Source organism: Pseudoalteromonas sp. GABNS16E, assembly GCF_028598715.1.
Lineage (GTDB): Bacteria > Pseudomonadota > Gammaproteobacteria > Enterobacterales > Alteromonadaceae > Pseudoalteromonas > Pseudoalteromonas atlantica.
Genome location: NZ_JAQREZ010000009.1, coordinates 83,592 through 110,544 on the forward strand (window position 1 = coordinate 83,592; position 26,953 = coordinate 110,544).

26 protein-coding genes and 1 pseudogene are annotated in these 26,953 nt (G+C 41.3%); 21 read left to right on the forward strand and 6 right to left on the reverse strand.

Translation table 11 applies throughout. The annotated features are described in order from the left end of the window. Nucleotides 1-139: 139 nt before the first annotated feature. The 4 genes from PSI06_RS05970 (at nt 140) to PSI06_RS05985 (ending at nt 3,520) form a co-directional block, all read left to right on the forward strand. Nucleotides 140-1,114 carry a GGDEF domain-containing protein gene (locus PSI06_RS05970; RefSeq protein WP_273603166.1) on the forward strand — a complete coding sequence of 325 codons (975 nt, stop codon included), beginning with the start codon at nt 140-142 and terminating at the stop codon, nt 1,112-1,114. A gap of 55 nt (nt 1,115-1,169) precedes the next feature. Next, the gene (locus tag PSI06_RS05975; protein WP_004586118.1) at nt 1,170-1,529 is read left to right on the forward strand and encodes a glutaredoxin domain-containing protein; all 360 of its coding nucleotides are present in this window, start codon (nt 1,170-1,172) and stop codon (nt 1,527-1,529) included. 45 nt (nt 1,530-1,574) lie between these two features. Next, complete coding sequence (gene gltX, locus PSI06_RS05980; RefSeq protein ID WP_273603167.1) at nt 1,575-3,059, forward strand: glutamate--tRNA ligase; 1,485 nt, start codon at nt 1,575-1,577, stop codon at nt 3,057-3,059. A gap of 161 nt (nt 3,060-3,220) precedes the next feature. Then, nucleotides 3,221-3,520, forward strand: a complete 300-nt coding sequence (locus PSI06_RS05985; RefSeq protein WP_273603168.1) for a 2OG-Fe(II) oxygenase — start codon at nt 3,221-3,223, stop codon at nt 3,518-3,520. Nucleotides 3,521-3,524: 4 nt separating this feature from the next. Here PSI06_RS05985 and PSI06_RS05990 read toward each other — a convergent pair whose 3' ends face one another. Continuing rightward, nucleotides 3,525-3,917, reverse strand: coding sequence for a hypothetical protein (locus PSI06_RS05990; RefSeq protein WP_029773896.1), 393 nt, complete (start codon nt 3,915-3,917; stop codon nt 3,525-3,527). Between the two features lie 167 nt (nt 3,918-4,084). On the opposite strand from PSI06_RS05990, the gene PSI06_RS05995 reads away from it, so the two are divergent. From PSI06_RS05995 to PSI06_RS06005, 3 genes are all read left to right on the forward strand, one after another. Next, nucleotides 4,085-4,786: a DUF3581 domain-containing protein gene (locus PSI06_RS05995; RefSeq protein WP_273603169.1), complete on the forward strand. Its 702-nt coding sequence runs from the start codon at nt 4,085-4,087 to the stop codon at nt 4,784-4,786. 324 nt (nt 4,787-5,110) lie between these two features. Continuing rightward, nucleotides 5,111-6,361, forward strand: a complete 1,251-nt coding sequence (locus tag PSI06_RS06000) for a DEAD/DEAH box helicase (RefSeq protein ID WP_004586123.1) — start codon at nt 5,111-5,113, stop codon at nt 6,359-6,361. A gap of 55 nt (nt 6,362-6,416) precedes the next feature. Next, a complete protein-coding gene (locus tag PSI06_RS06005; protein WP_273603170.1) occupies nt 6,417-7,394 on the forward strand; it encodes a sensor domain-containing diguanylate cyclase in 978 nt (325 codons plus the stop codon). 77 nt (nt 7,395-7,471) lie between these two features. On the opposite strand, the gene PSI06_RS06010 is transcribed toward PSI06_RS06005, so the two are convergent. After that, complete coding sequence (locus PSI06_RS06010; protein ID WP_024033159.1) at nt 7,472-8,428, reverse strand: methylenetetrahydrofolate reductase; 957 nt, start codon at nt 8,426-8,428, stop codon at nt 7,472-7,474. A 259-nt stretch (nt 8,429-8,687) separates the two neighbouring features. Here PSI06_RS06010 and PSI06_RS06015 point away from each other — a divergent pair, with 259 nt between their 5' ends. After that, nucleotides 8,688-11,567, forward strand: coding sequence for a M16 family metallopeptidase (locus PSI06_RS06015; protein WP_273603171.1), 2,880 nt, complete (start codon nt 8,688-8,690; stop codon nt 11,565-11,567). 87 nt (nt 11,568-11,654) lie between these two features. Here PSI06_RS06015 and PSI06_RS06020 read toward each other — a convergent pair whose 3' ends face one another. Together PSI06_RS06020 and PSI06_RS06025 are read right to left on the reverse strand one after the other, a co-directional pair. Then, complete coding sequence (locus tag PSI06_RS06020; RefSeq protein ID WP_054982750.1) at nt 11,655-11,969, reverse strand: helix-turn-helix transcriptional regulator; 315 nt, start codon at nt 11,967-11,969, stop codon at nt 11,655-11,657. A gap of 1 nt (nt 11,970) precedes the next feature. Then, complete coding sequence (locus PSI06_RS06025; RefSeq protein ID WP_054982749.1) at nt 11,971-12,378, reverse strand: hypothetical protein; 408 nt, start codon at nt 12,376-12,378, stop codon at nt 11,971-11,973. Nucleotides 12,379-12,674: 296 nt separating this feature from the next. Between PSI06_RS06025 and PSI06_RS06030 the strand changes: the two genes are divergently transcribed. The 3 genes from PSI06_RS06030 (at nt 12,675) to PSI06_RS06040 (ending at nt 15,271) form a co-directional block, all read left to right on the forward strand. Then, nucleotides 12,675-13,604, forward strand: a complete 930-nt coding sequence (locus PSI06_RS06030) for a sensor domain-containing diguanylate cyclase (protein WP_273604995.1) — start codon at nt 12,675-12,677, stop codon at nt 13,602-13,604. 125 nt (nt 13,605-13,729) lie between these two features. Next, nucleotides 13,730-14,548, forward strand: coding sequence for a serine O-acetyltransferase (gene cysE, locus PSI06_RS06035; protein ID WP_004586131.1), 819 nt, complete (start codon nt 13,730-13,732; stop codon nt 14,546-14,548). 42 nt (nt 14,549-14,590) lie between these two features. Continuing rightward, nucleotides 14,591-15,271 carry a hypothetical protein gene (locus PSI06_RS06040; RefSeq protein ID WP_273603173.1) on the forward strand — a complete coding sequence of 227 codons (681 nt, stop codon included), beginning with the start codon at nt 14,591-14,593 and terminating at the stop codon, nt 15,269-15,271. Between the two features lie 11 nt (nt 15,272-15,282). Here PSI06_RS06040 and xseA read toward each other — a convergent pair whose 3' ends face one another. Continuing rightward, nucleotides 15,283-16,614, reverse strand: a complete 1,332-nt coding sequence (xseA, locus tag PSI06_RS06045; protein ID WP_064385295.1) for an exodeoxyribonuclease VII large subunit — start codon at nt 16,612-16,614, stop codon at nt 15,283-15,285. Nucleotides 16,615-16,760: 146 nt separating this feature from the next. Between xseA and guaB the strand changes: the two genes are divergently transcribed. The 4 genes and pseudogenes from guaB to PSI06_RS06065 all read left to right on the forward strand — a co-directional run bounded on the left by guaB (nt 16,761) and on the right by PSI06_RS06065 (nt 20,605). After that, nucleotides 16,761-18,230, forward strand: a complete 1,470-nt coding sequence (gene guaB / locus PSI06_RS06050) for an IMP dehydrogenase (RefSeq protein WP_004586134.1) — start codon at nt 16,761-16,763, stop codon at nt 18,228-18,230. 96 nt (nt 18,231-18,326) lie between these two features. Then, nucleotides 18,327-19,904 carry a glutamine-hydrolyzing GMP synthase gene (gene guaA, locus PSI06_RS06055; RefSeq protein ID WP_024033152.1) on the forward strand — a complete coding sequence of 526 codons (1,578 nt, stop codon included), beginning with the start codon at nt 18,327-18,329 and terminating at the stop codon, nt 19,902-19,904. Nucleotides 19,905-20,211: 307 nt separating this feature from the next. Continuing rightward, nucleotides 20,212-20,319 (forward strand): annotated as a pseudogene (locus PSI06_RS06060) (hypothetical protein); the annotation flags it as partial. Nucleotides 20,320-20,341: 22 nt separating this feature from the next. Beyond that, the gene (locus PSI06_RS06065; RefSeq protein ID WP_273603181.1) at nt 20,342-20,605 is read left to right on the forward strand and encodes a hypothetical protein; all 264 of its coding nucleotides are present in this window, start codon (nt 20,342-20,344) and stop codon (nt 20,603-20,605) included. A 436-nt stretch (nt 20,606-21,041) separates the two neighbouring features. Here the strand turns inward: PSI06_RS06065 and namA are convergent, their stop codons facing one another. Beyond that, nucleotides 21,042-22,127, reverse strand: a complete 1,086-nt coding sequence (gene namA / locus PSI06_RS06070) for an NADPH dehydrogenase NamA (RefSeq protein ID WP_273603174.1) — start codon at nt 22,125-22,127, stop codon at nt 21,042-21,044. A gap of 156 nt (nt 22,128-22,283) precedes the next feature. On the opposite strand from namA, the gene PSI06_RS06075 reads away from it, so the two are divergent. From PSI06_RS06075 to PSI06_RS06100, 6 genes are all read left to right on the forward strand, one after another. Continuing rightward, a complete protein-coding gene (locus PSI06_RS06075; protein WP_443197787.1) occupies nt 22,284-22,634 on the forward strand; it encodes a winged helix-turn-helix transcriptional regulator in 351 nt (116 codons plus the stop codon). A 164-nt stretch (nt 22,635-22,798) separates the two neighbouring features. Next, nucleotides 22,799-23,710 (forward strand): LysR family transcriptional regulator, encoded by a 912-nt coding sequence (locus PSI06_RS06080; protein WP_273603175.1) that lies wholly within the window; start codon nt 22,799-22,801, stop codon nt 23,708-23,710. A gap of 128 nt (nt 23,711-23,838) precedes the next feature. Next, nucleotides 23,839-24,186: a RidA family protein gene (locus tag PSI06_RS06085; RefSeq protein WP_273603176.1), complete on the forward strand. Its 348-nt coding sequence runs from the start codon at nt 23,839-23,841 to the stop codon at nt 24,184-24,186. A 46-nt stretch (nt 24,187-24,232) separates the two neighbouring features. Beyond that, nucleotides 24,233-25,063 carry a PhzF family phenazine biosynthesis protein gene (locus PSI06_RS06090; RefSeq protein WP_273603177.1) on the forward strand — a complete coding sequence of 277 codons (831 nt, stop codon included), beginning with the start codon at nt 24,233-24,235 and terminating at the stop codon, nt 25,061-25,063. A 17-nt stretch (nt 25,064-25,080) separates the two neighbouring features. After that, nucleotides 25,081-25,563, forward strand: a complete 483-nt coding sequence (locus PSI06_RS06095; protein WP_273604996.1) for a RidA family protein — start codon at nt 25,081-25,083, stop codon at nt 25,561-25,563. A 56-nt stretch (nt 25,564-25,619) separates the two neighbouring features. Continuing rightward, on the forward strand, nt 25,620-26,555 hold the full coding sequence (locus PSI06_RS06100) for a nucleoside recognition domain-containing protein (protein ID WP_004586143.1): 936 nt from the start codon (nt 25,620-25,622) through the stop codon (nt 26,553-26,555). The last annotated feature ends 398 nt before the right edge of the window (nt 26,556-26,953 follow it).

Sequence of the window (26,953 nt, forward strand, 5' to 3'; positions counted from 1 at the left end):
CGATTTAATAGCGCTTAGCTAAAACAAACTTTAATCCACATAGCTCAATGCGACCTAATTAAAAAGTATTGGTTAATTAATTAGCAAAGTTGATGATTTTGTCTAAACTGATTGAAGTTAAAACAGTTTAGGCAAACTAATGAAGGCAAACAATTGCGGGCACGAATGGATAATCAGTCTAACTCAGCAAGAAGAAGAAAGTGATTTAGATGCATCATTAGTGCAGATTATTGGCGACCTACTCGAAGTTGAAAATTTTGCTATTTATATTAATAAGCACTTTAGTGCGCAATTACCGCCTACGCTTATAAACACCCACACCCGCCTTGAAGTATTAGAGTCTAACGAAGCCTTAGCGCTGCTTAATAAAGTAACCCAAAACAAAATAAGAGTAAGCCGCGCCTTAGGTGTAGTAACTACGTATGTGCCGGTGTATTACTTTGGTAAAGTAATTGGCATATTACTAATAGAAACCACAAAAGAGTTAGCGCAAACCACCACAATGCTCGCCGTGCATATTTTAAATATTTATGCCAACCAGCTAGGGCTATTACATAAATCGCGATTAGACCCTTTAACCGAGCTTTTAAATAGACAAACCTTTGATAAAAAAGTGATCGAAATTGTCTCAGGCAAAGGCTTTTTATTACCTCGTGATGATACAAACGAAAAGCGACGATGGTATTTAGCCATTGCAGATATCGATCACTTTAAACGCGTAAACGACAGCTACGGCCATGTAATAGGCGATGAAGTTATTTTACTTGTGGCGCGGTTGTTAAAAAATAACTTTAGGCTAGAAGACTACGTATTCAGATATGGAGGCGAAGAGTTTGCGGTGTTATTTCAAACCAAAACCGAGGCACAAGCTCATATAGCACTTAACCGTTTGCGCTCAAATATTGCTGAGTATCCTTTTCCGCAAGTTGGGCAGCTTACAATAAGTATTGGCTTTTTAGAGCTGGCAAGTATTGATACTGTATCTAGTATCGTAAACCAAGCCGATATGGCGCTGTATCATTCTAAAGATAGCGGCCGTAATAAAGTGACCGCTTATAGCGAGCTTGAGGTAAATGAAGAAGTGACCACCGATAATAGTATTGAGCTTTTTTGATTGTAAATTTGTGCTAAAATCTGGCTCCTTAAATTGTTGTAGGCAGGCACAAAACATGAAATTCGTTCGTTGGTTTTTAGGTTGTATAATTTTATTCTTTAATTTTGTATTTACTCCTCGCAGTAAAAAGCGTGCAAGCGATGTGCAAGCGCAGCTTGATCAGCAAACCTCACAATTTAAACTTTATCAATTTAAAGCATGCCCGTTTTGCGTAAAAGTACGCCGTGCAATTAAGCGCGAAGGCTTAAAAATAGAAACGCGTGATGCAAAAAATAATCAACAATTTCGTCAAGAGCTGTTAGAACAAGGCGGCAAAATTAAAGTGCCATGCTTACGTATAGAAAAAAATGGCCAAGTAGAGTGGCTATACGAATCTAACGATATTATTGCTTACTTAAACAAAGTAGCGGCTTAAACGACCCCCTTAATTTTTATCTCACTTATTAAAAGAGACATTATCATGACAATCCGTACTCGTGTTGCCCCATCTCCAACAGGTGACCCGCATCTTGGCACCGCTTATATTGCTTTATTTAACTACTGTTTTGCTAAACAACAAGGCGGCGAGTTTGTGCTTCGTATTGAAGATACAGACCAAGTTCGTAGCACGCCAGAGTCAGAACAAGCGATTATGGATAGCTTACGTTGGTTAGGTCTTGAGTGGGATCATGGCCCTGACGTAGGTGGCGAATTTGGCCCTTACCGTCAATCAGAGCGTAGCGATTTATACAAAAAATACGCACACCAATTAGTTGAGCAAGGTAAAGCATTTTACTGTTTTGCAACCAGCGAAGAGCTTGACCAAATGCGTGAAGAGCAAATGGCAGAAGGTCTGCGCCCTAAATACGACGGCCGTGGCTTAAACCTCACCGAAGATGAAATTAAAGCAAACCTAGCCGCAGGCAAGCCTTACGTTATACGTATGAAAATACCAAACGAAGGCACTTTTAAATTTAACGACTACCTACGCGACGAAATTGAGATCCCGTGGGAAAACGTAGACATGCAAGTGCTATTAAAAGCCGATGGATTCCCTACGTACTTTTTAGCAAACGTAGTGGATGACCACCACATGCAAATAAGCCATATTTTCCGTGGCGAAGAGTGGATTAACTCAGCACCTAAACTATTAAAACTTTACGAAGATTTAGGTTGGGAAGCACCCGTACTAGGGCATTTGCCACTACTGCGTAATCCTGATAAATCAAAGCTTTCTAAGCGTAAAAACCCAACTTCTATTAATTACTATAAAGAAATGGGTTACCTACCAGAGGCCGTGCTTAACTACTTAGGCCGTATGGGTTGGTCAATGCCAGATGAGCGTGAAAAATTCACTCTTAACGAGATGATTGAACACTTCGATATGAAGCGTGTATCACTTGGTGGCCCAGTATTTGATGTTGATAAGCTAAGCTGGTTAAACGGCATGTGGATCCGCGAAAACCTAACAGACGAAGAGCTTGTACAGCGCTTTGTTGATTGGAAGTTTAATGGCGAAATGCTAGCTAAAGTATTACCAGAAGCTAAAACGCGCATTAATACGCTTTCAGACATGGTTGATTTAGCAGGGCATTTTGTAGGCGGCATTCCAACTTACGACCCTGCACTGTTAACGGCGGGCAAAGCTGACGAAAACGTAATACGCCAAGCGCTACAGTTTTTTGTATGGCAGCTTGAAGGTTTACGTAGTTTTGATAAGTCAGCTATTTTTGCCATTGCAAAAGAAGTTGCTACATTCCACGAGCTTAAAATTAAAGACTTTTTAGAGCCAATATTTGTAGCAATCACGGGTAAAACGTCTTCAACGTCAGTACTTGATGCAATGGAAATTTTAGGCTCAGACTTATCACGTGCGCGTTTACGTGTAGCGCTTGCTCATTTAGGCATTTCTAAAAAGCAGGCTAAAAATATTGAGCGTGCGTACCGCACATACCCAAGTGCATAATCTTTAGTCATACTTTATAAAAAGCCGAGCTTATTAATTAAGCTCGGCTTTTTTGTTTCAGGCTGTTTGGCTATATGTCATCGCGTTTTGATATTGTTTAGCGCAAGCAGTGGCGCTTTAGCAAATGCTACAATGCTGCATGTAAATTAAAAGGAGGCAGCATGATTGCACCTGTAAAAAACAAAGCTTTATTTAGCAGTAATGCCTTTTCAATAAACCTAGTTACTTATCCTACACATCACAGTGTGATGAACCATATAGACCCAGTACAGCAAGGGCGCTACTACAAACTTAATTTTGTACTAGTAAAACCTAAAGCTGGTGGGGTTTTTAAATGCTTAAAATGCATTATTAATTGGTTTAACCGCGTGTATTTATTTAGACCCGACAAATACGAGCATAGCGTTTCTAAAATTGAGTCGGGAAAGCGCGTACTACTAAGCTTTGCGCTTAATATATAATTTATTAATAGTCGTAAGCCTGTCCGCTGCATAAAACAGACAGGTCACAATACGATACAGAGATTTCGCTACAAGAATTTATAGTGAAGGCATTACCGCCTCTGCGCATTGCATCTGCTTTAAGTAAATCTATAGCATTTGATTTTAAGCGATTGTAGCTTATATTATTGTCGCCTCTACCGTCGCCATTGCAGCTTTCGCCTTCTATTCGGCCTAAAAGTGTGGCGCCACTTTCGTGTGCTTCTTGGTCGCTATAAAACTGTTGTAAATCTCGTTTTTTAACGTACGTACCAATTTCCTCAGATAAAACATCGTTATCTATATCGGTATGAAAAGTCACGCTAGAACATCCAGCCAAAGTAGTGAGTACGCTTATTACTGCAAAAACACGTAACATAATAATTAGTCCCTTATTTAGTTTGGTACCTAAATTACTAACTAAAACAGGTGTGTGCAACATTTATTCTTAAGTTAATTGTATGAATTTGTAAGTGATTCGACCTCTCTTTAAATTTTTTCTGGTAGTATGGGCAGGTTATAAGCAGTTTAAGCAGTGAACAATCTATGTTAAGTCCTTACTTTCAGCAGCATGCTGATTATGTTTCTATCTCTCGTGAGCAAGGGTGTCGTTTCGCAAAGTGCGTTGCAGATGATTACAACCCACTTCATGACAAAGATGCCAAAAAGTTTTGCGCGCCAGGAGACTTACTTTTTTCTTTAGTGTTAGACCGCTACGGTATAAGTGAGCGAATGGAATTTACCTTTGCCGGTATGGTTGATGAAAACACCAAACTTAATTTCCCAGAAGGGGATGACGAGTTTGATGTAACCAACGGCGACAAAGTAATTTTAAAGGTAAAACGCGAAGGTAAAACCAGCAAATGCCCAACACTTACAAACAGCTTAATAAAAAACTATGTTGAGTTTTCTGGTGCTGCATTTCCGCACGTAATTATTCCGCTAATGGGTAAGCAAGATGTAATGATCAACCCAGCGCGCCCTATGGTTATTTACGAGTCGATGATCATTAACCTTGATAACATCAATATTCAAGCGCCAACCCTTGAGTTTGCTGAGCCAAGTTTTGAGTACACGGGTAAGCGCGGCAAAATTACCTTGCGCTTTAATTTACTAGAAAACGGCGAAAAAGTGGGTTTTGGTGAAAAGCACATGGTGGTGTCGGGTATTCGTGAATACTGCCAAGCAACGGTTGATGATTTAATCGCGTTTTATAATGAGCGAAAAGCCACCTTAAAACCGGCCTAACGTTATTAAATTATAATACCAATCCGCAATAATACTTAATCATTTTTAGGGGTTAAAAGTGTTGCTATCTGCGTTAAAAAATTCTCATTTAGAACAACTAAATAGCGAATTTTTTGCCTAGCTATCAACACGTTTATCTGTCCTCAAAATAGATCACTTAATTAAGCGGATTGGTATAAAAAGGGCGCTAAATACATTGTTATTTAGCGCCTTTTTTATTGATTAGCGAATGCAGCTAGGCTGAATACTTTTCTGAGCTGGTTAATTTACGCAGTACCGTAATATGCGTACAATAGCGCTCTTTGTTATTTTAAAGCTAAGCCTATGTCTGCCACATCGTTCTCATCTCTTAAACTCGATTCGTTATTACTAACCGCAATTGAGCAAAATAATTACACCACGCCTACCGCAATTCAGGTTAAAACTATCCCGCACATATTAGCGGGCAGCGATGTAATGGGCAGCGCGCAAACAGGCACAGGTAAAACAGCCGCCTTTGTATTACCACTACTACATAAGCTTTTAAATACACCAAAAAAAGATGAGCCAGGCATAGCCCGAGTGGTTATTTTAACGCCCACGCGTGAGCTTGCTCAGCAAGTGTTTGCAAGCTTTGAAAAATACGCTCAAGGCACAAATATTCAAGGCGCTTTAGCGTATGGCGGTGCAAGTATTGGCCCGCAAATTAAAGCGCTTAAAACGGCGCAAGTGATAGTCGCAACGCCTGGGCGTTTACTTGATCATATCGTTAAAGGCAGTGTGGTGCTTTCAAGTGTTGATTCGTTAGTATTTGATGAAGCCGACCGCATGCTGGATATGGGCTTTATTGATGAAATAAAACGTATTTTGCGCCACATTCCAGGCGATCGCCAAACCTTATTGTTCTCAGCCACATTCGATGACAGCGTGTTTGAGCTGAGTAAAAAACTACTTAAAAACCCCGAGCTGATTGAAGTTGATAAACGTAACTCAGCCGCGGTTGAAGTAGAGCAAGTTATTTACGCAGTAGATGAAGAGCGAAAGCGCGAGCTTGTATCACACATGATTGGCATGAAAAACTGGCGCCAAGTACTTATATTTACACGTACCAAACAAATGGCCGATAAACTTGCCAAAGAGATGTGTAAAGACGGCTTAAAAACAGAGTCTATCCATGGCGATAAATCACAAGGTGCGCGCGACCGTGCATTACAAAACTTTAAAGAAGGCACAACGCGGGTTTTAGTTGCCACCGATGTAGCTGCCCGCGGTTTAGATATTCCAGCGCTTAAATATGTAATAAACTTTGAGCTACCTTACATAGCAGAAGATTACGTACACCGAATTGGCCGTACGGGGCGCGCTGGCGAGCAAGGCCTTGCCATGTCGCTGGTAAGTATTGACGAGCAATGGTTATTGGAAGAAATTGAAGTGCTACTGGATACCCGTTTAGCACCACAATGGCTAGAAGGTTACGAGCCTGATTTAAACAAGCCCCCTAAAGATAACCGTAAAAACACCAACAAAGCGCGTAAAGATCGCGATAAAAAGCGCATTACCGGGCAAAGAGCACCAAGTAAACGCCGCAGAAAGTAGCCTTAAACATATTTATTTGGCTATACTAAGGCCACTAAATAGCTGAGGTATAGTTATGTTTGAAACAGAACAGTGGGCGTTTTCTGGTGTCGATGGCCAAATATCATTACATAAATGGCAAAAAACCATTGATCTTATTACGGGGCTTTTTTCGGCCCCCTCTGGTTATATAGTTCAGGCTACTAGTAAAGGTTATCGTGTAGTTATTAGAGCTAATGAAGGTGGCTCACACTTTGAAACCAACCCTATACTCCCTCCCGAAACTCCCTTATTTTGTAAATATGTAGCCGAAAACAACAACACTTTGTATGTTAGCGATACCCGCAGCGATACGCAGTGGAATACCATGCCCGAGGTTATTGAAGATGGCGTTGAATCCTACCTAGGCTTGCCAATTCACTGGCCTGAAGGTGAAGTATTTGGCACCTTGTGTTTAAAAGATTCAAAAAAAACCAGTTACACCGATGAATATTTTGAGCTAATAGAGCAGCTTCGTGATTTAATTGAAGACGATTTAGCGCTTATTTATAGCTTTGAGCAAATGCGCGAAATAGCCATGCTTGACCCGCTTACCAATATTTATAATCGCCGTGCACTTAGCTTACTTGCCCAACACAAACTTAATTTAGCGCTGCGTTTAGGTTTTGATGTGTGTTGCTTGTTTATTGATATAAACGACTTTAAAAAACTAAACGACACTTATGGCCATGAAATAGGCGATCAAGCGTTAATCCTCTTAGCAAATACCTTAAAAACACATTTAAGAGAGGCTGATATAGTAGGGCGTTTAGGCGGCGATGAATTTGTAGCAGTAATGCAAATTAGTGATAGAAGTAAGCTTAGCCATATTATTGATAAAATAAAAATTGAGTATAAAAACGCACTATTAGAAAACAACGTATGCGCGCTGACACTTAGCATAGGCGAAAGTTTTACTAATAAACAAAAGCAACCTTTTGATACGTTATTAAATTTGGCCGATCACCAAATGTATAAAAATAAACAAGCGTACAAATTGGCTAAAAAAGCATAATTATAAAAGTAATACACTTAAACATAGCAACAAAAAAGCAAGCCATTAGGCTTGCTATAAAGGGTGTGAATAAGGCGTTAAGCGATTTGTTTTTCGGCTAGGTTTAATTCCATGATGGCTTTTAATAAACGGTATAAGTTTATTGATGCGTCAATTTCTTCTTTACGGTTTGTTAAGCTTTCAATATTTAAGCCCAGTGGCACATCTAGGTGCGCACAGCTTTTGAGTATTAGGTCGAGATTTTCTCGGCAAATACGTACAGATTCACTTAAGGTATTGTCTGCATCAAGCATGCGCCATTTAGTGGCCTCTGGCACTGAGATACCCAACCATTGCATAAACTCTAAGGTTTTATCGCCACCGCACGGCGTAAACGTTAAAATAATCCGTTTTGGTGTAATACCCTGTGCTTTACAGGTACGCGCGTAACTTGTTATTAGCTCTATAGTTGCTTGCGCGTCGTAAACCGCTTGCGATATAAAAAACTGACAACCTTGTGCTGTTTTTTCTATAAGGCGCTCGTGTTCATTTCGCTTACTTGAATGTCGCTCAGCAATGGTAACGCCCCCTAAAAAGAAGTCATCACTTTGCTCTGCCAATGTTTTATAGGCATCGGGCAAGCTTAGTTTTATATCACCTACCGATGAGGGGCTACCCACTAAAACGACATTTTTTAAATCGTAGTCGTTTTTAGTTTCATCCAACCAGCCTTTAAACTCCTCTACACCACGTTGTGCCACACTTTTGTAAGTAATGACATCTGGAGCAGATAAATTACGTAGTAAGTGACTGTATTCACGTGGGTCTACAGTTTGTTTAAACGGAAATGGGCGTGCTTTATCTGTACGGCTACTTTCATCTTGAATGTCGTAAATTATCACGCCGTCGTATTCAATTTCGTGTAAGCGAGCAAGTAGTTTTTCTGCAATGATTTTTAGTTGCGCTTTATCAGTACCAATTTTAGGTGGAGTAGTACCAATAAGATAAACACCTTGATTGGTGTCTTCTATTTTTTCTTGTAGTGATAAAGCCATAATCCTCATTCCAGCTTAGTCCAATGTATGTAATTTAATATAGCAGCCATTTAGACGTCTAGATAGATTTATTTAGTGAAAGTTTTTCAATCAACTTGAGCTTTTTTCATACTTAAATGTTTTTAAAATAGGGAATTGACACAGTTGTTTACATTATAAATAGCCGATGGACTCTTATATTTAGTGGCTTTGGGGCATACTCTAAGCGAGTTAGTATTAAACCTAATAACAAATTTGCTCAATTTAAAAAGGGATAACAATGAAATTTAAATTACTAGCAACAAGCTTAGCGGTATCGCTGGCACTAACAGGCTGCGCAACACAGCAAAGCGAAAACACCCAAACGGCACAACAACAGCAAACAACAAAAGCTGACGAACGTGTATTTTCGCAAGAGTACTTAATCGAAGAGCTTGATAACGGCTTACGCGTAATGGTTGTTAAAACTGATTACCCCGATGTCGTCTCGCTGCAAATTCCGGTATCGGTTGGCTCGCGTAATGAAGTAAAAGCAGGTAAAACCGGTTTTGCTCACTTTTTTGAGCACATGATGTTTAAAGGCTCTAAAAAATTTCCGCAAGACGAATACACTGCCATATTTAAAAATGCAGGGGTCGATAACCGTGCTTACACCACTAACGATTACACAAACTACCATTTAAACTTTTCAAAGCAGCACCTTGATAAAGTACTTGAAATTGAAGCCGATATTTTTCAAAACTTAACCTACACCGAAGAGCAATTTAGAACCGAAGCGCTAACGGTTAAAGGGGAATATTTAAAAAATAACGCCAGCCCAATTCGTAAGTTATTGAGCGCAGTACGCGAAGAAGCGTTTGATACGCACACTTATAAACATACCACCATGGGCTTTTTTGAAGATATAGAAGCCATGCCAGATCAAATGGCGTATGGTAAAGAATTTTTTGATAAGTTTTATAAGCCTGAATATGTATCGCTAGTGATTGTGGGCGATGTTGACCCACAAGCTACAATGGCTATGGTTAAAAAACATTGGGGTGGCTGGGAAAAAGGCGATTACGTTGCCGATATTAAAGCTGAGCCTGCGCAGCAAGCACCTAAATATGTACATGAGAAAAACGAAGGTTTGCCTGGTCATTGGTTGCTTGTATCTTACAAAGGTGCTGCATGGGAGCCTGCTAAAAAGGACAGAGCCGCACTTGATTTAATCTCACAGCTTTATTTTTCTAATAACTCCGATTTATACCAAGAGCTAGTTGTTGATAAACAAATAGCGAGTCAAATGTTTACCTACAATCCAGAGACAAAAGATCCTGGCTTACTGCATGTGTTTGTAAAAGTAGAAAACGAAGATGATTTAGCAAAAGCACGCGATGCTATTAACCGCACTTACGCAAAAGCACGTACCGAACTTGTTGATGAGCAAAAACTAAGTGATTTAAAGTCTAACCTTAAATACAGCTTTATTAACGGCTTAGATTCATCACAAGCGATTGCATCAACCCTTGCAAGTTATATGCATTTTGAGCGCGACCCAGAGGTTATTAACCAGCTTTATAAATCGGCCGACAACATCACAGCACAAGACATTAAAGCTGTGGCTAATAAATATTTTGTAGATGACGCGCGTACTACCGTAACTATGTCGGCACTTGATAAAGCGCCAGGGTTTGAACAAGAAACAAGCTTAAACGCATTAGTAGCTAAGCGTGATAAAGCGCCAGAGGCACCCGTATTTAAAGTGCTTGATAAAACGAATAGCTCGCCGCTGATTGATGTAAACTTTTTATTCAATACAGGGGCTGCTGCAGACCCGCAAGGTAAAAAAGGGGTTGCTGCGCTCACCGCCGCTATGCTTGCTCAAGGTGGCTCGCAAAGTACGAGTTACAAAGACATACAAAAAGCGCTTTATCCGCTTGCTGGCAGCTTTGGTTATCAAATAGATAAAGAAATGCTGTCATTCCAAGGGCGCATTCATAAAGATAACGCTGCCACATGGTATGCGCTTGTAAGCGATCAGTTACTTAACCCAGGCTTTAGAGACGATGACTTTAAACGCCTTAAAAAAGAAATGATCGACGGTATTAAGTCGGGCTTAAAAGCCTCTAACGATGAAGAGCTAGGTAAAGAAGTGCTTTACAGCGCACTTTACAAAGATCACCCATACGAAAGCTACAATTACGGTGATATTTCGGATTTAGAAGCACTAACGCTTGATGATGTAAAAGCATTTTACAACACAGAGCTTACCCAATCTAAACTAACACTGGGTTTAATTGGCGCTGTGCCAAAAGCGCTTAAAACCGAAATCATGAGCGACTTAGCAACCTTACCTAAAGGCGAGCAAAGCCGTTTAAGTATTCCTGATGCGCCAGAGCTTGAAGGCCACCATGCCACGATTGTAGAAAAGTCGGCGCAATCTACTGCGGTATCGTTTGGTTTCCCAATTGATACTATTCGTAGTAGTGAAGATTGGACAGCCCTTTGGCTGGTGCGTTCGTACTTTGGTGAGCACCGTAGTTCTAACTCATACCTGTATGAGCGAATTCGTCAAACACGTGGTATGAACTACGGCGATTACGCCTACATTGAGTACTTCCCGCGTGGCATGTTTCAAACTAAGCCTGATGCAAACTTAGGGCGCTCTGAGCAAATATTCCAAATTTGGTTACGCCCGCTGCGCTCTAATAACGATGCACACTTTGCAACACGTACCGCGTTGTTTGAGCTGGATAAGCTTATTAAAACTGGCTTAACCGAAAAAGACTTTGAAGCAACACGTAACTTTTTAATTAACTACGTACCGCAGCTTGTCGCAAGTCAAAACCGCCAATTAGGTTATGCACTTGATAGCGAATTTTATAACACAGAGTCGTTTGTAAAATACGTGACAAGTAAACTTGAAAAGCTAACGCTTGCTGATGTTAATCGCGTGATTAAAGATAATCTGCAAACAGATAACGTACAGTACGTGTTTATTACCGGTGACGGCGAAGACATGAAAAAACGTTTAGTGTCAGAGCAAACATCGCCAATGGTTTACAACACAGAAAAACCAGCAGCGCTTGTTGCTGAGGATAAAGTCATTGCCGATTATAAATTAGCTATTCCAGCTAACAGCATTGAAGTAATGGCTGTTGAAAAAGTGTTTCAGTAATTAATCTCTTTTTCTAACATATAAAAAATGCCCCAGTGCTTATAGCCTGGGGCATTTTTATTTAATTAGTGCTATTAAAACGTAATATTAGTTAGTCGCTAAAAGCACTGAGCCTGCGCCTAGAGCAAAGCTTATTAAGGAGCTAATAACCACTCCCGCTAAAAAGCTTTTAGTTGGCGTACTTTTAACGTCATTATTTATAGGCTCATCAAGTTTAATTAGCTCGCCTTGGCGTACTTCAAGTACCGCGCAAAGCGCCATAGTGGTTTCTTTAGAAGCGGCGCCTTCTTTTTCTACCCGTTGAATGGTCCGCAAACTTACATCGCAGGCATCTGCGAGCTGTTGCTGCGTCCAATCTAACTTACTTCTAAGCGATTTAACTGTTGTAGGATTTAATTGCACGTTAAAGCTTCCCTACAAATAGCTCAACAATAGTTGCCGTTGTATAGCCAAACACCGCCCCACCTAATGTACAGCCAGCAAGAAAAAATGCTGCCTTTTTAGGATCGTCTGAAAGACTACTTTGAACTTGTTTGGCTATCACACTGCTATTTTTATAAAGAGTGCACTCCAGACGTCCTGTAAGTATATTAAGCATGTCAAATTTTACTTGGTACTGTGAGCCCTCAAAAGCAAAAGAGTGTGTGCTTGCACAGTAGATATTTCGTTTTTTACTGAATAGGTCATCGTTTACAAATACTTCTTCTTTACCAGTGAAGTAGCTTCCAAAACAGGCTATTTGATTGTCACCATCTTGAAAGTAAAATTTATAACCAAGCTTTTTTGTATTCAATATATCGTTTTTCATCATCGTTATCCTTGTTGAGTTGATGATGCTAATTTAGCGTTTGTTTTTATTTTTTACGCCGTCAGTAGTATGCCAGTAGCTAGTTTGGCATATGACAGTAACCCTGTCATGCTGCTTTAGTATCTGATTTTTAATGTAAAAGTAAAATTTTTATATTTTTTATAGACTATTTAGCTGTCATACGGAGTATTACTTCACATTAATAAATTATGCAACTAGCGTGAAGTAAAGTAACAATATTGTGTTAAAGAATTGTTATTGATTATACTGATTAACAACAAAGCTAAAATGGAAAGCTCGTGATTGACGATAAAGCGTTTTTTAAGTTGGTACTAGATACCACGCCCGACCAAGTAGTGGTTATTAATTCTAACGGCGACATAGTTTATATAAACCGAAGCTGGCAAAACTTTGGTGAGCAAAACGACTGTGCTTGCTGTGATATGTGGGAGCAGCAAAATTACTTAGCAGAGTGTGAAAAAGCTGCTAAAAAAGGAGATAGCTTTGGTTTAAAGGCATTTAACGACATTAAATCAGTTATTTCGGGGGCTAATGACGACTTTTATTTAGAATATCCATGCCATAGTGAAGATGAAAAACGTTGGTTTATGATGCGAGTAGTGTCGTTTAGCCATACAGATAAAGCGTATTACGCTATTAGCCATCAAAATATTACCGAGCGTAAACTGGCTGAAGAGCAAGTACAAAAACTTGCCGCTATTGATGGCTTAACTGATATTGCTAGCCGAGGCTTTTTTGATACCTTTTTAGAGCAAGAATGGAATCGTTGTCAGCGTTTAGGTATGCCGCTTTCGTTGGCTATTATTGATATAGATGATTTTAAATTACTCAATGATACTTACGGCCACCAACAAGGCGATACATGCTTAAAAAGGGTGGCAAAAGTACTCAATGAATTTACTAAACGCCCAGGTGATTTATGTGCCCGTTTTGGTGGTGAAGAGTTTGTATTAGTGTATGGAAATACAAACTCAGATCAGGCCTTGTTAGTATTGAACGATATTTTAGAAAAATTAAAACAGTTAAACATTGAAAATAAACATTCATTACCCAGCCAAACCCTTACAGTGAGTGTAGGCCTCACTACTATTACACCCAGTAGTGACTTTACCTGTGCGTATTTAATCAAAGAAGCAGACGATTTACTTTATAAAGCAAAAGATAAAGGAAAAGATGCTTTGTGTGTGAGTGATTTAGCACTCATATAATTTTTTTTACTCTTAGTTATACCTAATAACCAGAACAAATAACTAAGGCGTTAACACCTTAGGCTTTAAATCCGTTAAACTTAGGAAAAGGCTCTTTTTATATCAATTTAAGGCAGTGTAGTATTATGCGTCATGAAATTTGGCAACAGCTTCGCAGTGAAGCTAATGAAGTTGTAACTCGCGAACCACTTTTAGCAAGTCATGTGTATTCATGCATTTTAAACCATGAGTGTTTAGGTTCGGCGTTAAGCTTTATTGTTGCTAATAAGTTGGCAGATGCTGTTGTATCGGCTTTTACAATACGTGAGTTGTTCGACCAAGCGTTTGTAAAGTGCGACCGTATGCTTACTTATGTGGCCGAAGATATTAAAGCCGTTAAAGACAGAGACCCGGCAGCCGAAACCTACCTTACGGTTATTTTAAACTTAAAAGGGTTTCATGCTATTCAAGCGCATCGTTTAGCTAACTGCTTGTGGCAGCAAAACCGTAAAGAGCTTGCTCGTTTTATTCAAAGCCGAACCTCAGAAGTGTTTGGGGTTGATATTCACCCTGCGTGTCAAGTTGGTAAAGGGATAATGTTTGACCACGCCACCGGTATTGTTATTGGTGAAACGGCGGTAATTGAAGATAACGTATCAATACTACAATCGGTAACGCTCGGTGGTACGGGTAACGAGCAGGGCGACCGTCATCCTAAAATTAGAGCCGGTGTGCTTATTGGTGCAGGCGCTAAAGTGCTGGGTAATATTGAAGTAGGCGAGGGCGCACGTATTGGCGCAGGTTCAGTTGTTTTAACTGCGGTACCACCACATACCACCGCTGTAGGCGTACCGGCTAAAATTATTGGCAGACCGGATTGTCCGTGTCCGGCGCAAAGTATGAACCAAAACTTTTTAACCACTCCAGAGCCTGAAAACGAATCACACACCAGCGCCATGCTGTAATAGCAGCCTGTATAAATAAAAATAATTTTAAAAGGAATTAAAATGAACAAAAATAGCTTATTAACACTAGGGATAGGATTTATTGCGGGTGTAGGTTTAACGTGGAGCTACTTTAATTTATCTTCAAGTGACGCAAACCCCGCAAAGTTACAACATGCTGATACAAAGCAGCAGGCACCTTTTGTTCAGCCAGTTAAAAGCAGTGAAGCAACAGCAAAGCGTGTTGTACCCGCTGCCCCTGAACAAAGCGCTCGTATAGAGCAAAAAGATAATCCCCCTAAACCAGATCCACAACCGCTAGATGAGCTTCCTTTAGAAGAGCAAGTATCGCAGCTTAAACAGCAATTAGCAGCGCAAAAAGCCTTGATGAAAAACGCGGCGCAGCAGCTGCGTGACCCCTCTGATGCACAAGCCGTTTTGCAAGCGCAATTTGATGAGCAAATACGTAATGAAGAGTGGGCTTATCAAACAGAAGTAGCTTTACAAGATTTTTTACTTACCTCTGATCTAAGCTCTATCCCAGAGATTGTTAGTGCAGCGTGTAAAACCACCGTATGTAAATTTGAACTTGCTGCACCTACTGATAACGACTCGTTTGATCATACCCAATGGCGAGAGCTAAACGATAAGTTAATGAAGCAAGAGTTTTGGTTGCAATTTAAAAGAACAACCTCAACGTCAAGCGACACCGAACTAACCTTACTAATGGCCACAGAGCTTTAACTGAAAGAGCTTTACAACACCGTTGATTTTATAGCGCCATCGGCCAGCTCTGTAATTAGCACGTCACCCGTTTTAATGTGATCTACCGATTTAACCACTTTGCCTTGTTGGGTTTTGGTTATGCTGTAACCGCGCGCTAAAACATTAAGTGGACTTACCGAGTCGAGCCTACTCGCTTGCAGCGCTAAACTATTTTGCGCGTGTTGCAACTTGTGCTGCATTGCTTGCTCAAGCCGAGTTTGTATCTGCATAAGCTGATGGCTGGCTTGTGATAACTTTTTATCGGGCGATTGACGCATTAAACGCGGGGTTAAATTATTAAGCGTGCGCTCTTGTTGGTAAAGGCGATTGCGCATGCCTTGTTGTAAGGCAATAGTTAGCTCATCTAATCGCTGCGCTTTTTGATTAAGTTGATTGCGCGGATGACACAAGTTAAGCCGATGCTGTAACTGTGTTGCTAGAGCACGCTTATCGGCCATATCGTGTTTAAAGGCATTATTTAACCGGTTAATGAGCTCAATAACCTTACTATGTAGCTCTTGTGTGTTGGGGCTGACAAGCTCAGCGGCTGCTGAAGGCGTTGCTGCGCGTACATCGGCAACGTAGTCGCTTATGGTTGTGTCTATTTCGTGGCCTACCGCACTGACTATGGGTAATTCACTTTGATAAATCGCGCGCGCAAGCTGCTCATGGTTAAAGCACCATAAATCTTCTAACGAGCCACCGCCTCGCCCTACAATAAGTACGTCGACTTCATTGCGTGCATTGGCTAACTGTATTTGGTTAATTAAGTGCACATGAGCTTCTTTGCCTTGCACCATGGCTGGGTAAATAATGACTTCTAATTGCGGTGCGCGGCGTTTAAGTACGGTTAATATATCTTTTATAGCAGCGCCCGTTGCTGAGGTTATTACACCTACACGGTTTATATTTTGCGGCAGTGGTTTTTTATAGGCTGAACTAAACAAGCCCTCTGCGGCTAGGCGCATTTTTAATGCATCAAACTCTTGCTTAAGCTGGCCTTCACCGGCAGGTTCCATGTGCTCAACAATAAGCTGGTAATCACCGCGTGGTTCGTAAAGTGAAACTCGGGCTCTTACTGTTACTTGTGCGCCGTTTTCGGGGCGGTAACTTTGAGAGCGGTTATTGCCGCGCCACATAGCCGCTTTAATTTGTGCTTTTTCATCTTTTAACGAAAAGTACCAGTGCCCAGAAGCAGGGGTAATAAAGTTAGAAATTTCGCCTGTTAAAATTAGCGATGCAAAGCCCTGCTCAAGAACTGTACGAATCTCTCTGTTAAGGCGCGATACGGTGTAAACCGTTTGCGAAGGCTTCGAAAACATAAAAAACAACCTAAAACTATTATGAGGCAAGTTATAAGGCAAGTTTATCATAAATATTTGCGAAATATTATTTACGAATGCCCACAACGCTGTTAAAATTTGGCCGCAATTCCTTATCTTAGATCCACATGTGAGAAGTTGCCAAAATGCTTAGAATCGCTAAAGAAGCTCTTACCTTTGATGACGTACTTTTAGTACCTGGTCATTCTACTGTTTTGCCACACACGGCAAATATTTCAACTCGCTTAACGCGTGGTATCAAACTTAACTTGCCGCTTATTTCAGCATCTATGGATACTGTTACAGAAGCTCGTTTAGCTATTGCCCTCGCGCAGGAAGGTGGTCTTGGTTTTATCCATAAAAACATGACCATTGAAGAACAAGCGAGAAACGTACGTAAAGTTAAAACCTATGAAGCAGGTATTGTGTCATTCCCTGTTACTGTGTCTGCCGATTTAACCATTGCAGATGCGACGCTTCTTTCGCAAGAAAAAGGGTTCTCGGGTTTCCCGGTTACTGATAGCGAAAATAACCTACTAGGTATTGTTACTGGTCGTGACATGCGTTTTGAAACGAAGCTTGAACAGCCTGTTTCTAGCGTTATGACTAAAAAAGACAAACTGGTAACGGTTCAAGAAGGCGCATCGCGCGAAGAAATTTTAGGTTTAATGCACGAACACCGCATTGAAAAAATCTTAGTGGTTGATGATGCGTTTAAACTAAAAGGCATGATCACCGTAAAAGATTACCAAAAAGCGCAAGACAAACCACATGCATGTAAAGACGAGCTAGGTCGTTTACGTGTAGGTGCTGCAGTTGGTGTTGGCGCAGGTACTGATGAGCGAATTGCTGCATTAGTAGAGGCGGGTGTTGATGTTTTACTTATCGATACTTCACACGGCCACTCGCAAGGTGTTATTGACCGTGTTTCTCAAACTCGTGAAACTTACCCAGATTTACAAATTATTGCCGGTAACGTGGCTACAGCCGAAGGCGCAATTGCCCTTGCTGATGCAGGTGTGGATGCGGTTAAAGTAGGTATTGGCCCAGGTTCTATTTGTACTACGCGTATTGTTACAGGTTGTGGTGTGCCACAAATTACGGCTATTTCTGATGCGGTAGATGGCTTACAAGGGCGTGACATTCCAGTAATTGCTGATGGCGGTATTCGTTTTTCTGGCGATATTGTTAAAGCATTGGTTGCGGGTGCATCGTGTGTAATGGTGGGCTCAATGCTTGCTGGTACAGAAGAAGCGCCAGGCGAAGTTGAACTTTACCAAGGCCGTTACTACAAATCTTACCGTGGTATGGGCTCATTAGGTGCGATGGATCAAAAAGAAGGTTCGTCGGATCGTTACTTCCAAAAATCTAACCAAGCTGACAAATTAGTACCTGAAGGTATTGAAGGTCGCGTCGCTTATAAAGGCCCAATTGCAACGATTATTCATCAGCAAGTGGGTGGCCTTCGTAGCGCAATGGGATTAACGGGTTGTGCCACCATTGAAGAGCTAAATACTAAACCGCAGTTTGTACGTGTTACATCTGCAGGTATGGGTGAGTCGCACGTTCACGATGTGCAAATTACCAAAGAAGCGCCTAACTACCGCTTAGGTTAAACAACACGTTTAAATTACGGGGCTGGAATTACCAGCCCTCTTTTATAGCCACTAAGCAAATTAGTGGAATCTAGCATCTACTTTACGAGATCCTTCATGAGCAAAGATATTCACGATTCACGAATTCTAATTTTAGATTTTGGTTCGCAATACACTCAATTAATCGCGCGTCGTATCCGCGAAATTGGCGTTTACTGTGAGCTGTGGGCATGGGATGTGACCGAAGAGCAAATTCGCGAATTTAATCCACAAGGTATTATTTTATCTGGTGGCCCTGAGTCAACCACACTAGAGAACAGCCCGCGTGCACCTGAATACGTGTTTAACGCTGGCGTGCCAGTGCTGGGTATTTGTTACGGCATGCAAACCATGGCAGCTCAACTTGGCGGCAGTGTACACAGCTCAGATAAAAAAGAGTTTGGTTATGCACAAGTAGAAAAAGTGGGTAACTGTGCATTATTCGATGCAATTGAAGATCATATTACCGATGGCGGCAACGGCGTTTTAGACGTGTGGATGAGCCACGGCGACAAAGTAATGGAAGTGCCGGCAAGCTTTAGCACCACAGCTAAAACACCAACGTGTCCGCATGCTGCTATGTCTAACGAAGAAAAACGTTTTTACGGCGTACAATTTCACCCAGAAGTAACGCACACTCATCAAGGACAACGTTTATTAGAGCGTTTTGCAATTGATATTTGTGGATGTGAAAAGCTATGGACACCTGCCAAAATTATTGATGATGCTATTGAGCGCATTAAAGAAACCGTTGGCGATGATGAAGTTATTTTAGGCTTATCAGGAGGTGTTGATTCATCTGTTGTAGCAATGCTGATTCACCGTGCAATTGGCGAAAACCTAACATGTGTATTTGTTGATAATGGCTTACTTCGCTTAAACGAAGGTCAGCAAGTTATGGACATGTTTGGCAATAAATTTGGCTTAAACATTGTTAAAGTAGACGCTGAGGAGCAATTTTTAGCTGACCTTGCGGGCAAATCAGATCCAGAAGAAAAACGTAAAGCCATTGGCCATACGTTTATTAATGTATTTGATGAGCAAGCTAAAAAGCTTAAAAATGCGAAGTGGTTAGGTCAAGGGACTATTTACCCAGACGTAATAGAATCAGCCGCTTCAGCGACAGGTAAAGCACACGTAATTAAATCTCACCACAACGTGGGCGGCTTACCAGATGACATGAAAATGGGCTTAGTTGAGCCATTACGTGAATTATTTAAAGACGAAGTACGTAAAATTGGTTTAGAGCTTGGTTTACCGTACGACATGCTTTACCGCCACCCATTCCCAGGGCCAGGTTTAGGTGTACGTGTACTTGGCGAAATTAAAAAAGAGTACTGTGATTTACTACGCCGTGCTGATGCTATCTTTATTGAAGAGCTACACAAAGCTGAGCTTTATCATAAAGTAAGCCAAGCGTTTACTGTATTCTTACCTGTTAAGTCGGTAGGGGTTATGGGCGATGCACGTAAATATGATTGGGTTGTTTCACTACGTTGTGTTGAAACTATCGACTTTATGACGGCGCGTTGGTCACATTTACCGTATGAGTTTTTAGGTGTGGTTTCTAACCGTATCATTAACGAAATTGACGGTATCTCACGTGTTGTTTACGATATTTCTGGTAAACCACCGGCTACTATTGAGTGGGAATAATCCTCCTTTAAGAAAGGTCTGGCATTAACAGGCACGAAATCAACCTTAAGTCCGCGTAATTGCGGACTTTTTTTGTTTTTGGCTTAGTCAATTTTGGCAATGTCTGGCAACGCCAAGCACGGTTTGACCGTGGTATTTTGATGGGTATGATTCATCATTAATGCCATGGATTACGCCCGATACCATGCTGAGTGTTTTTGATGGGGCATGGTATTAAATTTTTATATCTATTTGTTTTATAAAGATTAACCTCTGGTTTTTTAGGGGTGTTTCAGCATGGTATTAAACAATAATAATAGGTCGAAACATGCTGACTGATACCAAACTACGCAATCTCAAACCCAAAGATAAACTTTACAAAGTCAATGACCGTGATGGCCTCTATGTTGCTGTCACCAAAGCGGGGTCTATCTCCTTTCGCTACAACTACTCAATCAATGGCAGGCAAGAAACCATCACCTTTGGACGCTACCCTTGCGGAGGTAATTGGTTTCTTCGCAGTGATGTTCATTGTGATGCTGGTCTTCTATTTTTTTGGGCAGTGGCTGTACAACACCGGACACGGCCCGAAGATGAAAGCCATTGCTGACAAAATGGAGGTATTCCAAAACAGGTTAGCCGGGCGTGTTTACAAGGACATGACGAGATCGGTCGATAAAATCGACAAAATGAGACGTTGGCCGTTTGGCCGACGCAAGTAGTTAGAAAGCACACGGGCCGGTAATGGTGCACCGGCCCGCATTTCTATATATCTCCGACCGATATGTTATGTGTCATAGAAAACGCAATTTATATCTGGACAAAGCCTTGCCAAGTATTTTACTAGTTTAGCAAGTGATGAATCACTACAGGTATCGAATTGTTTAAAGAACTGTCTAGATTCTGATGATTTGATTGTGGTTTAACGACATTTGAACTTATTGTCTTAGATTCAGCAGCCATCGAGATAAAAATCATTGCAACTGGTTTATCCAAGTCAACTTAACTGACTGTATTTGCTATATTAGATCAATCTGATTTATTAATCTGATTTTTCAACGAGGTTATCCCCTTGATATGCCCTATCAGGGGGATAACAGGATAGATCCTGTATTTCAATTTGAAGGTAAAAAACCGGAATATATCGAACCCTGAACATCAGGTGTTCGTGCACTCCACTGTTATACCTAATGGCGCGGCAGGTAATCTTGGTTGTGAACGCTGCCAGCCAGAGCCGTAACGAGTGTATTGTGGTGGCACTGAAATAGCCACTTTTAGATCATCAGCTGCGGTGCGAGCCCAGAAAGGGTCTTTGAGCATATCTCGGCCTACAAAAACAAAATCTGCACGACCATTCTGTAAAATTTCTTCCGCCTGACGACCAGTTTCGATAAGCCCAACAGCACCTGTTTTGATGTCCAACTCTCGACGAAGAAGTTCAGCCGCAGGAACCTGATAGTTCGGATAAGTGTTTACGTCAACCATAGCAATACCGCCAGTTGAACAATCAATAAGATCAATACCTTGCTCCTTCATCCACTTACCGTAAACGAGGAAGTCCTCTGGCCGATTACCGCCTTCAGCATAATCCGTAGAAGAGATACGAAGGAACAGTGGGCCGTCCCACTCGCTGCGTACTACATCAATAACTTCGCGCACAATACGATAACGGTTTTCCTGATTCCCACCATACTCATCCGCACGTTTATTCGCCAATGGTGACAAAAACTGATTCAATAAATATCCGTGTGCACAGTGAATTTCAATTACATCGAAACCGGCTTCACGAGCACGGCGCGCACCTTGGCGAAATGCTTCAATGACCTCTTTAATTTGATCGACAGTCATAGCTTGTGGCACGCGAGAATCAGAAGTAAAAGGAATCGCAGAAGGTGCAATTGAAGGTAAGTCAATACCCAGTTGACGCCCAGCATGACCAATTTGTGCACCCGCTTTGGAACCGAAGCGATGAATAGCGCTAGTCACCCGTGCTAGACCTTCAATATGACTATCATCCCATATGCCGATGTCACCAGGTCCAATGGGTCCATTAGGTAATACTGAGGCTGTCTCCAGCATGATGAGATCTGCTCCTCCAAGGGCTCGAGCTCCGTAATGGACTACATGAAAATCATTAATATGCCCGTTATCTGACGCCGAGTGCATGCACATGGGGGACATCGCAATACGGTTGCGAAACTCAATACCATTGATGGTAATTGGTTCAAAAAGTAAGGTTGACATTATTTCTCCAGAAAGTGACTTGCTATTAAGGCTAACTAAACTAACATATAAACAAAATTATTAAATACAGCAAAAAAATACATATACTTACCTAAAGGTAACTTAGAGGTGAACATGAAGAAATTACGTAACTACGATTCAGCCCCAGGGTGCTCCATGGAAGCAGCTCTTCATATCATGGGAGGAAAATGGAAAGGAGTAATCCTTTATCATCTCTTCAAAGATGGAACCCTCCGCTTTAGTGAACTACAACGTTTTATGCCTAGTATTAATCAACGATTACTTACGAAGCAGCTACGCGAGCTGGAAGAAGATGGACTAGTTCTACGCAAGGTTTATGCTGTCGTTCCGCCTAAGGTTGAGTATTCACTGAGTGAAGAGGGGAGGGAACTAAATAAGCTTGTTTTGGATCTAAGTATATGGGGTAGGCAATGGCTAGAAAAACGAGGGTTGAAAACAGCAATTGAAGAGGATATTGACGAACTAAAAAAAGCGTTGTTACCTTAAAACTCAATGGATTAATACTATTCCAGAATTATTCGACATATTTAATTCCTGAATCGCTAACCTATACAGGGAAAAATCAGGACGTTACCTCGTGTATTGTTAAAACACTAGCAGATTCCGTACAACTTCGCAGGTGTTTACTAGACTGCAGGCCCCTATTTATAATGAAAATAAACAGCCAACATATTGATGAAATAGCGGCACTGCTAGCCATTGCTGCTAACGGAACTTTTGCCGCCGCCGGAAAAGCAATTGGACGACATCCTACCATTATTTCTAAACGTATAGCGTCATTGGAGACCCGTCTGGGGGTTCGTTTGGTTGAACGCACGACACGCCAAGTTCAACTAACAGATACAGGCAAACGTCTCGCTGATAAATATAGGGTAGCGACTGACCTTATAGAGGAAGCGCAGGAAGAAGCGACTGAAAACGCGAATAATCTAAGTGGAAGACTAAAACTGGCTTTTCCAGCCACTATGGGACGTTTGTGGTTAGCACCGAAAATTCCGGAATTCATGGTGAAGTATCCCAATCTAGAGCTAGATATTAGCTATAGCGATAATTATGTCGATCTTATTGAAGGTGGCTTTGATGCTGCTATTCGAATTGGGCATCTGACCGACAGTCGTCTCGTTGCACGTAAGCTGATCAGCCATAAACGAATTCTCGTTGCGTCACCTAATTATTTGCAACAGCATGGAACGCCTCTAGAGCCAGACCAACTACTTGAACACAACTGTATCGGTAACCCCAGTATTCACTCCTACCCGATATGGCGCCTGTCCGATGGACAACAACTAGCCATGGTTCGTACCAACGGAACCTTAGTCACTAACGATAGTATCGCCATGCTAGAGGCGGCAAAGGCTGGCATTGGAATACTTGGTGCTGGAGAGTGGCTTGTTGCTCAAGACATACATTCAGGGTCCTTAGTGCAATTAATGCCGCAATGGCATTTTGATAGTGATGGAGGAATTTATCTGGTTCGAGCGTCGCGTCACTATATATCAGCTCGCACAGGCGCATTTGGTGAATGGATTTCACAGCTATTTCAGGCGGCACCATGGAAATAATAGTTAGTGCTACTTTTACGTCTGATTCATGCAAATAATGCATGAGTATTGTGCAAATTTAAGATATTGCCTCCCACCGTGCATGTTGACACAATCACCTCCAGCAGATAATCAAAGGAGATCTCAATATGCCACACCTTTCCCCAGCAATAAAATCAGGCTCATTTCTGTTCTTATCCGGCCAGCTTGCGTTCGATAGCAACGGCAAAATCCAAGGTGATGTTGAAGAGCAGACAGCTTTAATTCTTGCTCATCAGTTTAAGGTCCTGGCTGAATATAATTTGGGGCCAGAAAATGTCGTAAAAGCCGGTGTATGGATTACCGAGCGAAGTAATTTTCAGAAATTTGATGCCGCATTTGCCCGCATATTTGGTGACCATTTGCCAACTCGTTCTACCGTTATCTCACAACTGGCTCTTGAAGATGCTTTGGTTGAAATAGACTTAGTGGCTTCCTTTGAACCGCTTACCTGTTGATATATTGGCATATCTTTGTAATTCCTTACTTTCGGAGAAAAATATTATGAATATTCAGCGTATTGCTGCATTCTCAAACGGTTCAGAAGGGGGAAATCCCGCTGGCGTTGTTCTATGTGAATTGATGCCTGACACCAAAACGATGCAAACATTGGCAGCAGATATTGGTTATTCAGAAACAGTATTTGCAGCTCCTAACGATACAGGTTGGCGAGTTCGATATTTTTCACCAGAAGTAGAGGTAGACTTTTGCGGTCATGCAACCATTGCACTCGGCTCCGCTCTTGCGCGAGATTTTGGGTCTGGAACCTTTCACTTAACACTCAATCACGCGCAAATCAGCGTTGAAGGCTACTTCTCTGAGCAGGACTGGGGGGCTTCATTTATCTCTCCATCTACTCATAGCCGCCCAATTAGTAAGGAATTACTCGCTGAAGCCCTCGCTTTATTTGGCCTCAGCGAGGCAAACCTTGATCTACGAATTCCGCCTGCGATAGCTCATGGCGGTGGAGATCACTTGATCCTTGCCTTAAAAGACAGACAAACATTGCAAGCGATGCAGTATAACCAAGAAGATGGTCGTCATTTATCTCTTCGAGAAAAGCTGGTGACATTTAACCTGATTTACGCTGAGCAGAATCAAGTATTCCACTCACGAAATCCGTTTCCTGTAGGAGGAGTATTTGAAGACTCTGCAACTGGAGCGGCGGCAGCAGCACTTTCTGGATATCTCAGAGATATCACTTGGCCACATCAAGGATCTATCGTGATTTATCAAGGGGAAGATATGGGTATGTCTTCATGCTTAACCGCTGAGATCTCACCTCAAATTGGTTCTGGGATCAAAGTGTCAGGCAGCGCACGGTTGCTTAGCTGATCAAATAACATTCACTAATGATTGAGAAGATTGGTATGTCAATATCACCAGAGAAAACACTTGAATCACTTAATATTATTTTACCCTCAGCTCCTAAACCAGCAGGTCAATATCAACCTGCTGGTTTAGTTGGAAATATGCTTTATTTATCTGGGCAAGGACCAAGAAGTGAAGATGGGCAATTTATAACAGGAACTTTGGGTAACGATCTTACCGTACAGGAAGGTTATTTGGCTGGGCGCAATGTGGGGTTACAAATACTGGCCGTTGCAAAAGATGTATTAGGTGATTTATCACGTATTGATTCGGTCGTTAAATTATTTGGTATGGTCAATGCCAGCGATAGCTTCGTTGACCATGCCAAAGTTGTGAACGGTTGCTCTGACTTACTAGTTGAAGTTTTAGGCGAGAGGGGCTATCACACCCGCTCTGTCATGGGGGCTAATTCACTGCCTTTTAACATGATTCTTCAGGTAGATGCCATCTTTTCAATTAAATAAACACTACTTTAAAAGACCTCTACTTTTAACGCTAAAGGTATCTTTCAGGAATCAGCATGTCATTCATTGAAATTATTTTGTCTTCAGGTCGGTTCTCTGTTGATATCGCGCTTTATACGCTTCTCCCTGTCATGATAGTCATGCTGTGTATCATGAAAGTGCTGGAAACAAAGGGGATAATGGATATCATTGTTAAGAAGCTGACTCCAATTTTTAAGCCATTTGGCTTAACGGGAATGAGCACCTTCGCCTTACTTCAGATGAACTTTATCAGTTTCGCGGCTCCACTTGCTACGTTGTCTATTATGCAAAGTCGAGGTGTATCAGACCGACACTTAGCCGCAACCTTGGCGATGCTATTAGCAATGGCGCAAGGTAATATTCTCTATCCAATGATCCCTTTAGGCCTCAACTGGACAGCAGCAATTGTCATTTCTATCATCGGTGGATTATGTGCATCTTCATTGACTTGGTATTTCTCAGGGCGGAATTTATCAGATAAAGACAATCATTCTTCAGACCAAGCGTCAAATGACAGTTCGTCCCATAGTGGTTTAATAAAGGTGATTAATGATGCTGGCATTGACGCAATTCGATTAGCTGTAGGTGCTATTCCAATGCTAACGTTGTCAATTACTATTGTCGGCATTCTCAAAGCCGCAGGAGCCGTTACTGCTCTAGAGCAAACATTATTGCCTCTGTTGAACGCCGTCAATATATCTTCCATGTTTGTTATGCCCACTCTGGCAAAATACCTAGGTGGAGGGACTGCTTATTTAGGTGTCGCGACTGATTTGATTCAACAAGGCAATATGTCCGCTACGCAGATAAATACCTCCGCCGGATTTCTGGTTAATACATTCGACTTACCAGGTGTAGGTATATTCTTAGGTTTAAGCTATCGTTTTGTACGACTATTTAAATATGCAATACCAGGGATATTATTAGGAATATTAGTGAGAGCGTTGCTTCACTTTTTAATTTTAGGCTAATAAAACAGAAAAGCACTCTCAATCAAAGAGGAGGAATTTAAGAACAAATTAAATCAATAAAAAATATAATAAAATTCAAACTACATATTATTTAGAACGAGAGCATGAGTAGATAAAATTATTAATATATCAAGGAATACTAATGCTAATACTAGAATCCTTTTTTGGATTAATCGGAGATCTCACATGGGGTTGGTCACTTATTCCATTCCTTTTAATATTCGGTCTCTTCTTCACAATCGCAACTGACTTCGTTCAGTTTAGATTCTTCGGTAATCTCCCCATTTTTAATGGAGGTTATCTGTAGAATTTTCGTTGTTTAACTTTTCCAGTTTTTGTATGGGTGTTATCCCACCTATGCCCATGTTAGGGCGTTCATTATTATAAGTCCATAACCA